The following is a 16,243-nucleotide window of genomic DNA, read 5'->3' on the forward strand; positions in this document are numbered from 1 at the left end:
AATCGCGCCTGCCGGGTTGCCGGAAACCGCGCCTACGGTTCCGTAACCTACGGCGTCGTAAGTATGGCAGCGCCTCGCCCGGCGGCAAGAGCCCGAGAGACTGCGCGTCCGTATGGACACCTATCCTTAAGGTCGGTCGGACAGCGCGGTCCGCTCTGTTTCATTCCCGGATGCCCCGTCGCCGATGCGCGCCCGCCGCCCAAGTGACGGGTTCCCCTCCAGACGAGCTTCAACACTGCAAGGAGCCGCACCTGTGAGCAGTGCCGACGACCAGACCACGACAACCGGCAGTGAGCTGCGCGCCGACATCCGCCGCCTGGGCGATCTGCTGGGCGAGACCCTCGTACGTCAGGAGGGGCCCGAGCTTCTGGAACTGGTCGAGAAGGTCCGCCGCCTCACCCGTGAGGACGGTGAAGCCGCCGCCGAGCTGCTGCGCGGCACGGAACTGGAGACCGCGGCCAAGCTGGTCCGCGCCTTCTCGACCTACTTCCACCTGGCCAACGTCACCGAGCAGGTGCACCGAGGCCGCGAGCTGCGCGCCAGGCGGGCCGCCGAGGGCGGACTGCTCGCCCGCACGGCGGACCGGCTCAAGGACGCCGACCCCGAGCACCTGCGCGCGACCGTGCAGCACCTGAACGTTCGCCCGGTCTTCACGGCGCACCCCACCGAGGCGGCCAGGCGCTCCGTCCTCAACAAGCTGCGCCGGATCGCCGCCCTGCTGGAGACCCCCGTCATCGAGGCGGACCGCCGTCGCTACGACACCCGTCTGGCCGAGAACATCGACCTCGTGTGGCAGACGGACGAGCTGCGAGTGGTGCGTCCCGAGCCCGCCGACGAGGCCCGCAACGCCATCTACTACCTGGACGAGCTGCACGCCGGCGCCGTGGGCGACGTGCTGGAGGACCTGACCGCCGAGCTGGAGCGCGTCGGGGTGACGCTGCCCGAGGACACGCGGCCGCTCACCTTCGGTACCTGGATCGGCGGCGACCGCGACGGCAACCCGAACGTGACCCCGCAGGTCACCTGGGACGTCCTGATCCTCCAGCACGAGCACGGCATCAACGACGCCCTGGAGCTGATCGACGAGCTGCGCGGCTTCCTGTCGAACTCCATCCGCTACACCGGGGCCACCGAAGAGCTCCTGGACTCCCTGCGGACCGATCTGGAGCTGCTTCCGGAGATCAGTCCCCGCTACAAGCGCCTCAACGCCGAGGAGCCCTACCGGCTCAAGGCCACCTGCATCCGGCAGAAGCTGGAGAACACCAAGCAGCGCCTCGCCAAGGGCACCGCGCACGAGGACGGCCGGGACTACCTCGGCACCGCCGAGCTGCTCAAGGACCTGACCCTCGTCCAGAGTTCGCTGCGCGAGCACCGGGGCGCGCTGTTCGCCGACGGCCGCATGAACCGTACGATCCGCACGCTCGCCGCCTTCGGCCTCCAGCTCGCCACCATGGACGTACGGGAGCACGCGGACGCCCACCACCAGGCGCTGGGGCAGCTCTTCGACCGGCTCGGCGAGGAGTCGTGGCGGTACGAGGACATGCCGCGCGAGTACCGGCACAAGCTGCTCGCCAAGGAGCTGCGGTCCCGGCGTCCGCTCGGGCCCACCCCGGCACCGCTGGACGCGGCGGGCGAGAAGACCCTCGGTGTCTTCGAGACCGTCAAGCGGGCCCTCGGGGTGTTCGGACCCGAGGTGATCGAGTCGTACATCATCTCGATGTGCCAGGGCGCCGACGACGTGTTCGCCGCGGCGGTGCTGGCCCGCGAGGCCGGGCTCATCGATCTGCACGCCGGCTGGGCGAAGATCGGCATCGTGCCGCTGCTGGAGACCACGGACGAGCTCAAGGCCGCGGACACGATCCTGGAGGACATGCTGTCCGACCCGTCCTACCGGCGGCTCGTGGCGCTGCGGGGCGATGTCCAGGAAGTCATGCTCGGGTACTCCGACTCGTCGAAGTTCGGCGGCATCACGACCTCGCAGTGGGAGATCCACCGGGCGCAGCGGCGGCTGCGTGACGTGGCCCATCGGTACGGCGTACGGCTGCGGCTCTTCCACGGCCGCGGCGGCACGGTGGGTCGTGGCGGCGGCCCCTCGCACGACGCGATCCTCGCTCAGCCGTGGGGCACGCTTGAGGGCGAGATCAAGGTGACCGAGCAGGGCGAGGTCATCTCCGACAAGTACCTCGTGCCGTCGCTCGCGCGGGAGAACCTGGAGCTGACGGTCGCGGCCACGCTGCAGGCCTCGGCCCTGCACACCTCGCCCCGCCAGTCCGACGAGGCGCTCGCCCGCTGGGACGCGGCCATGGACGTGGTCAGCGACGCCGCCCACGCGGCCTACCGCAGGCTGGTCGAGGACCCGGACCTGCCGACGTACTTCCTCGCCTCCACACCGGTGGACCAGCTCGCCGACCTGCACCTGGGCTCGCGGCCCTCCCGCCGCCCCGGCTCGGGCGTCTCGCTCGACGGTCTGCGCGCCATCCCCTGGGTGTTCGGCTGGACGCAGTCGCGGCAGATCGTGCCGGGCTGGTTCGGTGTCGGCTCCGGTCTGAAGGCGCTGCGCGAGGCCGGTCTCGACAGCGTGCTGGACGAGATGCACGAGCAGTGGCACTTCTTCCGCAACTTCCTCTCCAACGTCGAGATGACGCTGGCGAAGACGGACCTGCGGATCGCCGGCCACTACGTGGACACGCTCGTCCCGGACGAGCTGAAGCACGTCTTCGAGACCATCCGGGCCGAGCACGAGCTGACCGTGCGCGAGGTGCTGCGCATCACCGGTGAGCCGGAACTCCTCGACGCCCACCCGGTGTTGAAGCAGACCTTCACCATCCGCGACGCCTACCTGGACCCGATCTCGTACCTCCAGGTCGCCCTGCTGAAGCGGCAGCGCGATGCGGCGGCGGCCGGCGAGGAGCCCGACCCGCTGCTGTCGCGGGCCCTGCTGCTGACGGTCAACGGCGTGGCGGCCGGTCTGCGCAACACGGGCTGACGTGTCGGAAGCGCGGTTCCCCGCGCCCCTTCGGGGCTCGGGGGACCGCGGGCCCGCTGCCCGGCCTCAGAGGGTCAGGAAGGCCGCCGTGAGCAGTGTCAGTCCCGCGCCGCCGAAGGCCCAGGCGAGGCGGGTCAGGCGCAGGCCGCCCGCGACCACCATCGAGGCGAGGAGCAGCGCGCCGCCGAGCGGGGCCCAGGCGTAGAGGAGTCCGCCGGTGCCCGTGCGTACGACCTCGTCGCTGCCGGGCTTCACGGCGACCGTGTAGGTGCGGCCCTTGTCGACCGCGACCTCGCTGTCGAGGACGACCCGGTCGCGGGCGGTGGACCCTTCCGACAGCGGCCGGTACGGGCCTGTGCACCGGTCGTCGGCGCATCGCGCGACCGTCATCGTGCCGCGTTCACGGCCCTTGGTGAGCATCACGTGCTGGGCGGTGCCCCAGGAGGCCCAGACGCCCGCGATCAGGATCAGCGCCGCGACCGTACCCATCGCCGCGAGCTGCCCGAACCGGAGCGCCACGACCGCGTTCTGACGGGAGGCGAGGGCAGGCATGGCGGCGATCTTTGGCCATGACCCTGCGCTCGGTCAACTCCGGTGGGGCTCCGTGGGGGGACAAGTCCCGCGTTGTACGGACCTTTTGTACGGACCTTCCGGCGGCCCGCCGGGTTTCTCAGGAGCAGGCCGGAGCTCTCAGGAGTTGTACGTCGACTGGGCCCGCTCCAGGCCCTCGATCACCAGAGCCTCCACCGCGTCCGACGCACGGTCCACGAAGTAGTCCAGTTCCTTGCGCTCCGTCGCGGAGAAGTCCTTCAGGACGAAGTCGGCGACCTGCATACGGCCCGGCGGGCGGCCGATGCCGAAACGGACGCGGTGGTAGTCCGGGCCCATCGACTTCGTCATCGACTTCAGACCGTTGTGGCCGTTGTCGCCGCCGCCGAGCTTCAGCCGCAGCACGCCGTAGTCGATGTCGAGTTCGTCGTGGACGGCGACGATGTTCGCCGTCGGCACCTTGTAGAAGTCGCGCAGGGCCGTGACCGGGCCGCCCGACAGGTTCATGTACGACATCGGCTTGGCCAGGATCACCCGGCGGTTCGCCGGTCCCGGCGGGCCGATGCGGCCCTCGATCACCTGGGCCTGCGCCTTGCCGGCCCGCTTGAACTTCCCGCCGATCCGCTCGGCGAGGAGGTCGGCCACCATGAAGCCCACGTTGTGGCGGTTCCTGGCGTACTCGGGGCCGGGGTTGCCGAGCCCCACGATCAGCCAGGGGGCGCCTGGTTCCGTGGTCACGTCCGTGTCTCCCATGGGTCCTCGGTCGGCGGGCTGCCCGGATCAGGGATGCGCACCGGCCGCCGCCCCCTCGGGAGCGGCGGCCGGTGCACGGTGATCCGGTGCGGGATCAGGCCTCGGCGGCCTCGTCGGCAGCGGCGTCCTCGGTGGGCTCCTCCGCCTGGGCGGCCAGGACCTGGAGCACGACGGCGTCCTCGTCGATGACCAGCGTGGTGCCCTCGGGCAGCGGGATGTCCTTGGCGGAGATGGAGGCACCGGCCTCCAGGCCCGCGATGGACACGGTGACCGACTCGGGGATGTGCGTGGCCTCGGCCTCGACCGTCAGCGTGCTCAGCACGTGCTCGAGCAGGAAGGCGCCCGGGGCCAGCTCGCCCTCGGTGTGGACGTAGACCTCGACGGTGACCTTCTCGCCGCGCTTCACGGTGAGCAGGTCGACGTGCTCCAGGAAGCCCTTGATGGCGTCGCGCTGGACGGCCTTCGGGATCGCCAGCTCGGTCTTGCCCTCGATGTCCAGGGTGAGCAGGACGTTCGGGGTACGCAGGGCGAGCTGGAGCTCGTGGCCCGGGAGCGTGATGTGGACGGGGTCGGCGCCGTGGCCGTAGACGACCGCGGGAACCTTGTTCTCACGGCGGATGCGGCGGGCGGCACCCTTGCCGAACTCGGTGCGGGTCTCGGCGGCGAGCTTGACGTCGGCCATGGTCACTCCTCGTAGAACAGTTGGGGAAGGTGGTCACCCGGCCAAAACATCGGCCTGCTACGAAGAGCGCGTCGATAACGGACCGCCGCACCAAAGAGTGCGGCCTCCCTCGCCGAGCAACTGTGACAGCTTACGGGGCGGGGAGGCCGTACAAGAAATCGATCTACGCGGCCCCTCGGGACCGGCGGACCTGCTTCTCGTCTACTCGTCGAACAGGCTGGTCACCGAGCCGTCCTCGAAGACCTCGCGCACCGCGTTGGCGATGGTGGGCGCGATCGACAGCACGGTGATCTTGTCGAGCTCCAGCTCGCCCGGGGTGGGCAGCGTGTCCGTGAAGATGAACTCGCTGACCTTGGAGTTCTTCAGCCGGTCGGCGGCCGGACCGGAGAGCACACCGTGCGTGGCCGTCACGATGACGTCCTCCGCGCCGTGCGCGAACAGCGCGTCCGCGGCGGCGCAGATCGTGCCACCGGTGTCGATCATGTCGTCGACCAGGACACAGACCCGGCCCTCGACGTCACCGACGACCTCGTGGACCGTGACCTGGTTCGCGACGTCCTTGTCGCGGCGCTTGTGCACGATCGCCAGGGGCGCGCCCAGGCGGTCGCACCAGCGGTCGGCCACGCGCACGCGGCCGGCGTCCGGCGAGACGACCGTGAGCTTGGAGCGGTCCACCTTGTGGCCCACGTAGTCCGCGAGCAGCGGCAGCGAGAACAGATGATCCACGGGACCGTCGAAGAAGCCCTGGATCTGGTCGGTGTGCAGATCGACCGTCAGAAGACGGTCGGCGCCGGCCGTCTTCATCATGTCGGCGATCAGACGGGCCGAGATCGGTTCACGTCCGCGGTGCTTCTTGTCCTGCCGGGCGTAACCGTAGAACGGCATGATCACGGTGATGCTCCGGGCGGAGGCCCGCTTCAGAGCATCGATCATGATGAGCTGCTCCATGATCCATTTGTTGATCGGAGCGGTGTGGCTCTGGATGAGGAAGCAGTCGGCGCCGCGGGCCGACTCCTCGTAGCGGACGTAGATCTCGCCGTTGGCGAAGTCGAAGGCCTTCGTCGGGACGACCCCGACACCCAGCTGGTGGGCGACCTCCTCGGCAAGCTCGGGGTGGGCGCGGCCGGAGAAGAACATCATCTTCTTCTCGCCGGTCGTCTTGATCCCGGTCACAGCACTGTCTCCTCAGAGGTGTCTCAGCTGGATGTTGAGATGTGTTCTCAGATGCGGTCCCAGCTGGGTGTGCGGGTGTGCATCTATCACGGTACGCCGAGTCCGACCCACCGCTTTCCGGTCAGCTTTCGCCGGCCGACTCCCGGGCAGCCGCCTCCGCCGCCTTCGCGGCAGCGCTTCCGGGACGCTTCCGGGCCACCCAGCCCTCGATATTCCGCTGCTGGCCCCGGGCGACGGCCAGTGAACCGGCCGGCACGTCCTTCGTGATGACGGAGCCCGCGGCGGTGTAGGAACCGTCCCCGACCGTGACAGGCGCCACAAACATGTTGTCCGAACCTGTCTTGCAGTGCGACCCCACCGTGGTGTGGTGCTTCGCCTCGCCGTCGTAGTTCACGAAGACGCTCGCGGCACCGATGTTCGTGTACTCGCCGATCGTCGCGTCGCCCACGTACGAGAGGTGCGGGACCTTCGTGCCCTCGCCGATCGTGGAGTTCTTCGTCTCCACGTACGTACCCACCTTGGACTTCAGTCCGAGGCGGGTGCCGGGGCGGAGATACGCGTACGGACCCACGCTCGCCTGGGGGCCGACCTCGGCGCCGTCGGAGACCGTGTTGTCGATCCGGGCGCCCGCGCCCACCCTGGTGTCCTTCAGGCGGGAGTTGGGGCCGACCTCGGCGCCCTCGGCGAGGTGGGTGGCGCCCTGGAGCTGGGTGGCCGGGTGGACGATCGCGTCCTGCTCGAAGGTGACGGTGACGTCGATCCAGGTGGAGGCCGGGTCGACGACGGTGACGCCGGCGAGCATCGCGCGCTCCAGCAGCCGGTCGTTGAGGATGCGGCGGGCCTCGGAGAGCTGGACGCGGTTGTTGATGCCGGCGATCTCGCGGTGGTCGCCCGCCACGGAGGCGCCGACGCGGTGCCCGGCCTCGCGGAGGATGCCGAGGACGTCGGTCAGGTACTCCTCGCCCTGGCTGTTGTCGGTGCGGACCTTGCCGAGCGCGTCCGCGAGGAGCTGTCCGTCGAAGGCGAAGACACCGGAGTTGATCTCACGGATCGCGCGCTGGGACTCCGAGGCGTCCTTGTGCTCGACGATCGCGGTGACCGCGCCGGAGGCGCCGTCGCGCACGATGCGGCCGTAGCCGGTGGCGTCCGGGACCTCGGCGGTGAGCACGGTGACCGCGTTGCCGTCGGTGGTGTGGTTGGCGGCGAGGTCGCGCAGGGTCGCGCCGCTGAGGAGGGGGGTGTCCCCGCAGACGACCACGACGGTTCCGTCGATGCCGCCGCCCAGCTCTTCCAGGGCCATCCGCACGGCGTGCCCCGTGCCGTTCTGCTCGGCCTGCACGGCGGTCCGTACGCCCGGAGCGGTGTCGGTGAGGTGCGCGGTGACCTTCTCGCGGGCGTGGCCCACGACGACCACCAGGTGCTCGGGCTCCAACTCGCGTGCGGCGGCGAGTACATGGCCGACGAGGGAACGGCCACAGATGTCGTGCAGGACCTTGGGTGTGGCCGACTTCATACGGGTGCCCTCACCCGCTGCAAGAACGACGACGGCTGCCGGGCGGTTGGCGCTCACGGGGATGCCCTTCGGCTTCGGATGGCTGGGGTGCCTTTGGGGAGTGGACATCCGCAGGATACCGGGGCGTTGTGAGGGAGAAATGGGAGCGGGCCCTGACAGTACGGTCGGGGCCCGGTTCGAGTAGGGCTCCCCCGCCAGGACTCGAACCCGGACAGATGGCACCAAAAGCCACAGTGCTGCCAATTACACCACGGGGGATGGAACTCGACGGGACCGGAGATCCGGTCCGGCTGCCGAGTCGACATCCAACACTATGCCGTACCGGGTGCCTTCGGTGCGACGGTACTTCGACGGTGCCGGGGTCGAGCCGGGTGGTACCGGGTGGTGCGGGGCGGGCGTGGGGTGACTCGGGGGCGGCTTGCGCCGGTTCTGGGTTTTCGGCGGATTGCGGATGGTTTCGTGTCTGTTCGATTACGGCGAGTGGTGTAGGCCAGTACGCGAAACTCACCGGAAAAGCGGCGGGGGGCGACCGTAGGCTGGAGGCATGACCACGACGGGGGAAGACCACACCGCGACCCTGACCGGGCCGTGGTGGTGGGCGAGGTGGCGCAGCGCGGTGCTCGACGGGACGCTCGCGCTGGTGTCCGCCGTGGAGTGTGCGATCGAGGGGTATCCCTTCGCGGACGCGGCGGGCGTGCCGGTGCCCGCCGGGATGGTGTTCGGGGCCCTCGCCGGGTCCGTGCTGTTGTTCCGGAGGCGGTGGCCCATCGCCGTGGTGCTGGTGTCGATCGCCATCACACCGGCCCAGATGGGGTTCCTGATGGGGCTCGTCGGGCTCTACACGCTCGCCGCGTCCGAGATGCCCCGGCGGATCATCGGGGCGCTGGCCGGTATGTCGATGGTGGGCATGCTCATCGTCACGTACGTGCGCGCGCACCAGGGGATGGTGCGGGGCGATCTGAGCATGGTGGGCGACTGGTTCGTGCCGTTCGTGTCCATCACCACCTCGCTCGGGATGACCGCGCCGCCGATCCTGCTCGGGCTGTACGTGGGGGCCAGGCGGCGGCTGATGGAGAGTCTGCGGGAGCGGGCCGACTCCCTGGAGCGGGAGTTGCAGCTGCTGGCCGAGCGGGCCGAGGAGCGGGCGGAGTGGGCGCGCAACGAGGAGCGGACCCGGATCGCCCGCGAGATGCACGACGTCGTCGCGCACCGGGTGAGCCTGATGGTCGTGCACGCGGCGGCGCTGCAGGCCGTGGCGCGCAAGGACCCGGAGAAGGCCGTCAAGAACGCCTCGCTCGTGGGCGACATGGGACGGCAGGCGCTGACCGAGCTGCGGGAGATGCTCGGGGTGCTGCGTACGGGCGAGGGCGGTTACGGCGGTTCCTCCGTGCGGATGCAGACCGTGCCGCTCGCCGCGGTGGGGGTCGCGGCCGCCGCCGCGGCGTCCCGGGCCGTGATGGAGGAGGCGGGTGAGGGCCCCTGCCTCGACGACCTCCAGGAGCTGGTGGGGCAGTCCGCCGCCGCGGGGATGGTCGTCGAGCTGTTCGTGGAGGGGGACGCCCGGGGCTACGCGGCCCTGGTTGAGCAGACCGCCTACCGCGTGGTGCAGGAGGCGCTGACCAACGTCCACAAGCACGCGGCGGGGGCGAAGACCCGGGTGCGGGTCGCGCATCGCGGGGCCGAGATCGCCATGCAGGTGGAGAACGGCCCGCCCCCCGAGCCCGGCGCCGCGTCCGACGCACGGCTGCCCAGCGGGGGGAACGGGCTTGTGGGGATGAAGGAGCGGGTCCTGGGGCTCGGCGGCGTGTTCGTGTCCGGCCCGACCGACGCCGGCGGCTTCCGGGTCTCGGCGGTGATTCCGGCCGAGGCGTGAGCCGGTCCGGGGTTGCTTTAGCCGTCCGGGGTTGCTTGAGCCGGTCCGGTGTGGCGTGAGCCGGCTCGGGGTGAGTCCCGCCGCCACGGGGCCTGTCGTGACCGTCCCAGGAAGGCCCGGGCCCGTTCAGCCGGCCGTCAGGCGTACCGGTTCCAGGCCCGAGACGAGCGTGGTCAGGGCCTGGTCGATGGTGGCGCCCAGGTACCAGTCGCCCGTGTGGTCGAGGGTGTAGGTGCGGCCCTCCGCGTCGATGGCGAGCAGGGCTCTGGTGTCGGACTCCTCGCCCAGCGGGGCCACTTCGCTGTCCAGCGCTCTGCCCAGGTCCACGAGCGTACGGGCCATGTGGAGGCCGTGCAGAGGGTCCAGGTGCAGCGGCGTCGGTGCGATCTGGCGGCCGGGGGCCGTGGCGGGGATGTGGAGACCGCCGAACTCCGCCCAGGCCTCCACCGCCGCCGGGAACACGGAGTGCCGGTGACCGGCCGGCGACTCGTGGCTGCGCAGGGTGTCGGCCCAGATCTCGGCCTGCTTTATGTCCCAGCGTCCCGGCTGCCATCCCGCGGCGCGCAGCGCGGCGTCGACCACGGCGGAGAACCGGGTCGAGGTCGGTGTGGGGGAGGGGGAGGTGCGGTCGGTGTGCATCGGACCTTCGCGTTCGTCTGAGCTGCCGCGGTGGTGGTTCGGCGGCTTCTGCAAGGGGCGCTGATGACGCCCTGTGTGGGGGAAGAGGGGTTTGTCAGTCCTCCGGTGCCGTCGGGTCGACGATGCGTACGCCGAAGTGGGCGCTGAGCGCGGTGCAGGAGCCGCAGGGCGGCGCGAAACTGCCGTGCAGCGGGTCGCCGTCCTCGCGGATGCGGCGGGCGGTGAGTTTGGCCTGCTTGAGGGACTTGCGGGCCTCTCCGTTGGTCATGGGTTTCCGGGCGGCCCGTTTGGAACGGTCCGCGTCCACCGCCGTGATGTGGCGGGAGATGAGGATCACTTCGGCGCAGCGGCCGGTGAAGCGGTCACGCTGTCCGCTCGTCAGTGTGTCGAGGAAGTCCCGGACCAGCGGGTGGAGCGGCGGCGGCTGGTCGCCCCGGCCCGCCGTGCCGGTGAGGGTCGCGCCCCGTACGGACAGGGCGGCGGCGATGGTCGGAAGTATGCCGTCCCGGCGGTGGAGGAGTGTGGGAGTGACGGGCGGCTCGGTGTTGCTCCAGCCCACCCTGGGATCACCAGATCTGCCTGTCTGCGTTGAGTTCATCGTCCTGTTTCCTCCCCTTACCGCATCCCCCGGTGCTCGGACAGAGTGCCAAACTCCGTGGCTGGTGCGGAAGCTGGGGCGCCGCGACACGCACGGTCTTCGCCGCACCGTCACGGCCCGATGACGGCAGGTCACGGAACCGGAGCCCCGCTGGCCGGTACGGAACCGGAGGCCCGGTGACCGGTGTCGTTCAACCGCATAGGCTGTCGATATCCGCGATCCTTCAGAACGCCGCAGGGGGCAACCGCCATGACGACAGGTCGGCTCGGGCAGCAAGCCGCGCCGCCGAACGCGGCCTACGCCGGGCAGGTCGTGCACTTCCCGGACCCGGTCCGGGCGGCGCGTCACCCGAGAGGTGTACGTGTCGACGAGCGCGGCTATCCCGACTTCTCGTTCTATGCGCGTGCCGCCGCGGAGATCGCCGAGCCGCCCGAGGGGTTCGGGGTCGACGAACTCCGGCTGACGGACTACGTGTCCGCGAACGCCGCCATGGCCGCGGACGGTCACGACCTGTGGGACACCATCCCGTCCGTCGCCACTCCGCACGGCTGGACCTGGCACCACGTGCCGGGGACCCGGCGGCTGGAGCTCGTACCGGTCGAGGTGAAGGCGCTTCTGCGGCACCACGGCGGACTTGCCACCGCCGCCGTCGACCAGAACAAGCGCGGGACCCGGCCCCTTCAGGAGACGCGGCCCGCGCACTTCGGGCTGCCCAAGGCCGCCGTCGCGGTGACCGAGCAGCAGGTGCTGGGCGTCGAGGAGGACCTCGGCTACCGGCTGCCCGGCGCGTACCGGTCGTTCCTGAAGGCCGCCGGCGGGTGCGCCCCGATGGGGGCCGCGCTCGACGCCGAGCTGGGACTGCTGGTCGACCAGCCGTTCTTCACCGTGCGTGACGAGGCCGCCGTCAACGACCTCGTGTACGTCAACAAATGTCTGCGGGACCACCTCACCAAGGACTACCTGGGCGTCGGTTTCGTCCAGGGCGGTCTGCTCGCCGTGAAGGTCAAGGGCGAGAAGGTCGGGTCCATGTGGTTCTGCGCGTACGACGACGCCCGTGACCAGGATCTGTGGGCGCCCCCGGAGCGTGTGCAGCGGCTGCTGCTGCCCTGCGGGGACGACTTCGACCAGTTCCTGGCCCGGCTCGCGGGCAATCCGCCCGAGCTGGAGACCGTGGCGAATCTGATGGTGGACGGTGGATTCGCGCGGGCTGTGTCGGTGTCCGCGGTGTCTTCGGTGGGGGAGTGAGCGTCCGATGGTGACCTTCGCGCAGGCGCAGGAGCGCGCGGAAGAGTGGATCAACGGGGATGTGCCCGGCTACCAGCACCGCGAGGTGCGGGTCCGGGAGTTCGAACTCGGATTCGTGGTGTGGGCCGAGGACCGCGCCGAAGGACCGCGGTCCGACGGCGGCGCCCAGCGGCTCGTCATCGCCCGCGACAGCGGAGAGGCCACCCTGTGGCCCTCGCTGCCGGTGGGCGAGGTGATCCGCCGGTACGAGGAGGAGTACGGCCTGCCGGACGCGGCACCCGATCCGGCGCCCGCGCCTCCCGCGCGCGTCGACCTCAACCAGACTTCCTTCCTGTTGACGCCGCCCGAGTGGCTCCAGGAGGCGGCGGACCGGATGGGCATTCCGGACCGACGGGACCGGACGTCCGGCGGGTCGTCGAGCGGGTCGTCGGGCGGCGGTTCGCCCCGCTCGTCGGACGGGGCCGGATCTCGGCCCGCCGCCGCTGCCGCCGCCAGTGACGCGGTTCCGCCCGGCGGTTCCGCCGGTCCCGCCCATGGAGGGGCCGGTGCCGGAGGGGCGATTCCCGAGACGTTGCCCGGGCCCGGCGGTGGCCCCGGGGCGTCCTCCGCTCCGGGTGGCGGTACGTCGTGGCCCGCCGCCGGCGGGGAGGCCTCGGGCGGTTCCGGGGTGCCCGCCGACGCGACGCCGTGGGCCGGGACCGACACCAACGCCGACGCGGGCGACGACCGTTCGGTGCCGCTGCCCGCGACCGTGTACGCGCCGCAGATAAGGGACGTCGGGGACGGGGGCGCCGGTGGCAGGCCGTCGGAGCCCGAGGCGGCACCCGAGGCCCAGACCAGGCTGATCTCGGGCGGCAGCCAGCTCCCGAGCACGACCGTCGCGCCCGCGCTGAACGACCCGAACCCGAACCCGAACCCGCCCTCGTTCCCGCAGGGCCCGGGGGCTCCGGCCGGCCCGGGTGGGCCTGGCGGTCCTGGTGCGCAGGGCACCCCGCCTCCGGGGGCGCCTTCTTCGTACGGCTATCCGCAGGGTCCTGGCGCCGGTACGCCACCTCCGGGTGGGCCCGGTGCGCCGGGTGCGCCTGGTACGCCGCCGCCCGGGGCGCCTTCCTCGTACGGCTACCCGCAGGGGCCAGGGGCCGGTACGCCGCCTCCCGGTGCGCCCGGTGCGCAGGGTGGTCCCTCTTACGGCTTCCCGCAGGGTGCCCCGCAGGCGCCCGCCGGGCCCAATCCGCCGCAGCCGCCTCCCGGTTCGGGTGCGGGCGGGCGGTCGTTGCCCCCCAACGCCGGTGACATCGCCGACGCCGCCACCAGCAAGGCGCAGGCTCCGCCGCGCGGTGCCCGTGGTGCGGGTGCGCCCGGTACGCCGCCGCCTCCGGGTGCGCCCGGAACGCCCGGCGCGCGTCCGGGTGGTGCGGCTCCCGCGTCCGGTCCGGGTGCGCCGGCCGGTGGGTACGTACCGACGCAGATGGTCTCGCAGCTCGGCCCCGACGGGCCGGGCGGGCCCGGGACCCCGCAGCCTCCTGGAGCCCCGGGTGCCCCCGGCGCTCCGGGTACCCCGGGCGGGACGCCTCCGGGCGGGGTCCACCACGCGGCGACCATGCTCGCCGACCCGAACCAGCCCGGCGCGCCCAAGCCCCCTGGTGCGCCCGGTACTCCGGGTGCCCCGCAGCCTCCTGGCGCGCCCAACTCCCCCGGCGGTACGCCCGCCGGTGGCGTCCACCACGCCGCGACCATGCTCGCCGGTCCGTCGGTGGGTGGGCCCGGCGCGCCCCAGCCTCCGGGCGCTCCGGGTGCTCCCGGCGCTCCGGGTGGACCGGGAGGTCCTGGCGGGCCAGGTGCCCCCGGCGCCCCCGGCGCCCCTGGCACACCCGGTGGCGTCCACCACGCGGAGACCATGCTGTCCGGTCCCCCGAGCGCAGGCCCGGGCGCGGTCCCGCCGCCCCAGGCGCCTCCCGGGATGCCGCCGGGCGCCCCGGGCATGCCTCCGCCCGGTCAACAGCCCTTCCCCGGGCAGCCGATGCCAGGCCAGTCCATGCCGGGCCAGCAGCCCCCGGCCTACGGCTACCCCCAGCAGGGGCAGCCGACCGTCGGTCCCGGCTACCAGGCGGTCCTGCGCTACCGCGCCCAGGACGGGAGCGAGCAGCAGCTCATCCGGCGTTCCGCGCCGGGCACCCCGCACCCGGAGTGGCAGATCCTGCACGAGCTGCGCGCGATGAACGTGCCGCCGCAGCAGGTGCTGGAGCTCCACACGGAGCTGGAGTCCTGCGAGCTGCCGGGTGCGTACTGCGCCCGGATGATCCGGGAGAGCTGGCCGCAGGCGCGGATCACCAGCATCGCCTCGTACGGCACGGATCACGCGAGCCGTCAGCAGGGCATGGCCCAACTGCTCGCGCACCAGGGCGAGTTGCACCAGGTCGCGGACGGCCCGGCCAGGCCCGGACCCGTACGGGCGCCGCTGCCGCCGGTGCAGCCCGCGCCGCCGATCCCGCCGGAGGCGATCGGGCAGGAGCTGGCGGCGGCCTTCGGACCGGGACTGTTCCGGTTCGACCAGGCGGCCGTGTCCCGGCAGGGTGTGCCGCCGATCGTGGCGCACACGCTGGTGGTGGCCGGACTGCCCCTCGACATGAACCCGTTCTTCTGGGCGCAGGCCCAGCCGGGCCGCCCGGTGCCGACGCTCGCCGAACTGGCGCAGGAGCGTGGCGTCCAGCCGTCCGCGGACGCGGGCTCGTACCTCGTCATGGGCAGCGACTTCGGCAAGGCGATCTGCGTCCAGTACGGGACGGCACACATCGTGGCCGTGCCCGTGGAGGCGGGCCCCGGCGGCGCTTCCGTACCACCGCAGTTCGTGAACACGGGGCTGCCCGAGTTCGCGCGCAGCCTCGCGCTGCTGGGCCGTATGTGGCGTCTTCGCTTCGGTCTCAACCAGGAGCAGGCGGGCCGCTGGACCGTCGACTTCCAGGCGCAGTTGGCCGCGCTCGACCCGGCGGCGCTCGGTTCGCCGGAGAGCTGGTGGTCGGTGCTGCTGGAAGAGATGTGGGACGGCTTGCTGTGACGCGACGTCGACGTGACTGACGTCGGTGTGACAGACGTCGAGTGCTGAGTACGAGAGGGCCGGGCCCGGTCGGTTGACCGGGCCCGGCCCTTTTGCGTCACATTCATGCCCGACTTCTTGCGCGACTCAAGTCCGGAGTGTCGCGTTATGAACGCTTACACCTGATCCGTCAAGATGTGCGGCAAATCATGTCGTACGCCGGAGAGGGGATTCGAGGATGAGCAGCGCATCGGTGTCGCCTCATGGCTTCGAGGCCGTACGGGGGCGCGGTTACCGCCCCGACCAGGTCGAGGCGTACGCCGCGGCGCTCTCCCGGGGGCGCGACGCCGCCTGGGAACGGGCCGCCCGGCTGACCGTCCTGGCCAGGGAGATGGAGACCGAGGCGGACCGGCTGCACGAGGTCGTGGCGGGGCTGGCTCCCCAGACGTACGAGACGCTCGGCGACCGTGCCAGGCGGCTCTTCGAACTGGGCGAGGAGGAGGCCGCGGCCGTCAGCGAGGGCGCGCGGCGGGAGGCCCGGCTGGTCGTGGAGGAGGCCGAGGCGGCGGCCGGGCGACTGCGTGCGGACGCGGGCGCGGAGGCCGACGCGGTGCGCGGTGAGGCCGAGGAGCGGGTCCGGCACCGGCTGCTCGCCGCGCAGGCCGAGGCCGACGAGATGCGGATCGCGGCGCGGCGTGACGTGAAGGAGAACCGCGGTGAGGCGCTCGCCGCGCTGCGCGAGACGCGGCGGCGCAGCGAGGCGCTCCTCGCCGAGCAGGAGAAGGAACACGCCGAGCGCTGGGAGCGGGTCGCGCGCGAGGCGGCCGAACGGGAGGCCGACCTCGACGCGCGCCACGACGAGCGGGCCTCGCGGGCGGTGGAGGAGCTGGCCGAGGCCGAACGGGCCCTCGCCGAGGCCCACGAGTCCACCCGCCACCTCCAGGAGGACGCCGAGGCCCGCGCCGCCGAACTCCTCGCCGAGGCCCGCCTCCACGAGGACCGCATCACCCGCGAGACGGAACGCGTCCTCCGCGAACACGGCGACGAGTGGGACGACGTCAGCGCCCACATGACCCACGTCCGCAACAGCCTCACAGCGCTGACGGGCCGAGCGACGGCCGAGTAACGGGCGGCACGTTGTCACCTGCGGCCCCGATGGGGTGCGGGCTGCGCAGTTCCCCGCGCCCCTAAGAAAGCA

General features: G+C 71.9%; 12 protein-coding genes and 1 tRNA gene. 5 read left to right on the plus strand and 8 right to left on the minus strand.

The window, feature by feature from the left end; translation table 11 throughout:
* The first annotated feature begins 253 nt into the window (after positions 1-253).
* On the plus strand, positions 254-2,986 hold the full coding sequence (gene ppc, locus ACN20J_RS29470) for a phosphoenolpyruvate carboxylase (protein ID WP_189837102.1): 2,733 nt from the start codon (positions 254-256) through the stop codon (positions 2,984-2,986).
* Between the two features lie 66 nt (positions 2,987-3,052).
* Here the strand turns inward: ppc and ACN20J_RS29475 are convergent, their stop codons facing one another.
* From ACN20J_RS29475 to ACN20J_RS29500, 6 genes are all read right to left on the minus strand, one after another.
* On the minus strand, positions 3,053-3,538 hold the full coding sequence (locus ACN20J_RS29475) for a hypothetical protein (protein WP_189837103.1): 486 nt from the start codon (positions 3,536-3,538) through the stop codon (positions 3,053-3,055).
* A gap of 138 nt (positions 3,539-3,676) precedes the next feature.
* Complete coding sequence (gene pth / locus ACN20J_RS29480) at positions 3,677-4,288, minus strand: aminoacyl-tRNA hydrolase (protein WP_055617957.1); 612 nt, start codon at positions 4,286-4,288, stop codon at positions 3,677-3,679.
* A 94-nt stretch (positions 4,289-4,382) separates the two neighbouring features.
* Complete coding sequence (locus ACN20J_RS29485) at positions 4,383-4,970, minus strand: 50S ribosomal protein L25/general stress protein Ctc (RefSeq protein WP_189837105.1); 588 nt, start codon at positions 4,968-4,970, stop codon at positions 4,383-4,385.
* Between the two features lie 201 nt (positions 4,971-5,171).
* Positions 5,172-6,143 (minus strand): ribose-phosphate diphosphokinase, encoded by a 972-nt coding sequence (locus tag ACN20J_RS29490; protein ID WP_055617955.1) that lies wholly within the window; start codon positions 6,141-6,143, stop codon positions 5,172-5,174.
* Between the two features lie 121 nt (positions 6,144-6,264).
* Positions 6,265-7,713 carry a bifunctional UDP-N-acetylglucosamine diphosphorylase/glucosamine-1-phosphate N-acetyltransferase GlmU gene (gene glmU, locus ACN20J_RS29495; protein ID WP_190229140.1) on the minus strand — a complete coding sequence of 483 codons (1,449 nt, stop codon included), beginning with the start codon at positions 7,711-7,713 and terminating at the stop codon, positions 6,265-6,267.
* Between the two features lie 129 nt (positions 7,714-7,842).
* Positions 7,843-7,914: transfer RNA gene (locus ACN20J_RS29500), tRNA-Gln, on the minus strand.
* A gap of 286 nt (positions 7,915-8,200) precedes the next feature.
* On the opposite strand from ACN20J_RS29500, the gene ACN20J_RS29505 reads away from it, so the two are divergent.
* On the plus strand, positions 8,201-9,529 hold the full coding sequence (locus ACN20J_RS29505; RefSeq protein WP_190229141.1) for a sensor histidine kinase: 1,329 nt from the start codon (positions 8,201-8,203) through the stop codon (positions 9,527-9,529).
* 126 nt (positions 9,530-9,655) lie between these two features.
* Here the strand turns inward: ACN20J_RS29505 and ACN20J_RS29510 are convergent, their stop codons facing one another.
* Positions 9,656-10,168 carry an SUKH-3 domain-containing protein gene (locus ACN20J_RS29510; protein WP_189837107.1) on the minus strand — a complete coding sequence of 171 codons (513 nt, stop codon included), beginning with the start codon at positions 10,166-10,168 and terminating at the stop codon, positions 9,656-9,658.
* 94 nt (positions 10,169-10,262) lie between these two features.
* Complete coding sequence (locus ACN20J_RS29515; protein WP_189837108.1) at positions 10,263-10,766, minus strand: YwqJ-related putative deaminase; 504 nt, start codon at positions 10,764-10,766, stop codon at positions 10,263-10,265.
* Between the two features lie 249 nt (positions 10,767-11,015).
* Between ACN20J_RS29515 and ACN20J_RS29520 the strand changes: the two genes are divergently transcribed.
* The 3 genes from ACN20J_RS29520 (at position 11,016) to ACN20J_RS29530 (ending at position 16,171) form a co-directional block, all read left to right on the plus strand.
* Complete coding sequence (locus tag ACN20J_RS29520; protein WP_189837109.1) at positions 11,016-12,011, plus strand: SMI1/KNR4 family protein; 996 nt, start codon at positions 11,016-11,018, stop codon at positions 12,009-12,011.
* Positions 12,012-12,018: 7 nt separating this feature from the next.
* The gene (locus tag ACN20J_RS29525) at positions 12,019-15,066 is read left to right on the plus strand and encodes an SUKH-4 family immunity protein (RefSeq protein WP_419667200.1); all 3,048 of its coding nucleotides are present in this window, start codon (positions 12,019-12,021) and stop codon (positions 15,064-15,066) included.
* Between the two features lie 217 nt (positions 15,067-15,283).
* Positions 15,284-16,171 carry a cellulose-binding protein gene (locus ACN20J_RS29530; RefSeq protein ID WP_419667201.1) on the plus strand — a complete coding sequence of 296 codons (888 nt, stop codon included), beginning with the start codon at positions 15,284-15,286 and terminating at the stop codon, positions 16,169-16,171.
* Positions 16,172-16,243: the final 72 nt, after the last annotated feature.

Source organism: Streptomyces sp. 2-1, assembly GCF_048564895.1.
In the GTDB taxonomy this organism is placed as follows: Bacteria; Actinomycetota; Actinomycetes; order Streptomycetales; family Streptomycetaceae; genus Streptomyces; species Streptomyces phaeochromogenes.

Coding starts and splice junctions, on each gene's coding strand:
- ACN20J_RS29475 (WP_189837103.1), bottom strand. CDS start 3,538: ATGCCTGCCCTCGCCTCCCGTCAGAACGCGGTCGTGGCGCTCCGGTTC.
- pth (WP_055617957.1), bottom strand. CDS start 4,288: ATGGGAGACACGGACGTGACCACGGAACCAGGCGCCCCCTGGCTGATC.
- ACN20J_RS29485 (WP_189837105.1), bottom strand. CDS start 4,970: ATGGCCGACGTCAAGCTCGCCGCCGAGACCCGCACCGAGTTCGGCAAG.
- ACN20J_RS29505 (WP_190229141.1), top strand. CDS start 8,201: ATGACCACGACGGGGGAAGACCACACCGCGACCCTGACCGGGCCGTGG.
- ACN20J_RS29510 (WP_189837107.1), bottom strand. CDS start 10,168: ATGCACACCGACCGCACCTCCCCCTCCCCCACACCGACCTCGACCCGG.
- ACN20J_RS29515 (WP_189837108.1), bottom strand. CDS start 10,766: ATGAACTCAACGCAGACAGGCAGATCTGGTGATCCCAGGGTGGGCTGG.
- ACN20J_RS29520 (WP_189837109.1), top strand. CDS start 11,016: ATGACGACAGGTCGGCTCGGGCAGCAAGCCGCGCCGCCGAACGCGGCC.
- ACN20J_RS29525 (WP_419667200.1), top strand. CDS start 12,019: ATGGTGACCTTCGCGCAGGCGCAGGAGCGCGCGGAAGAGTGGATCAAC.
- ACN20J_RS29530 (WP_419667201.1), top strand. CDS start 15,284: ATGAGCAGCGCATCGGTGTCGCCTCATGGCTTCGAGGCCGTACGGGGG.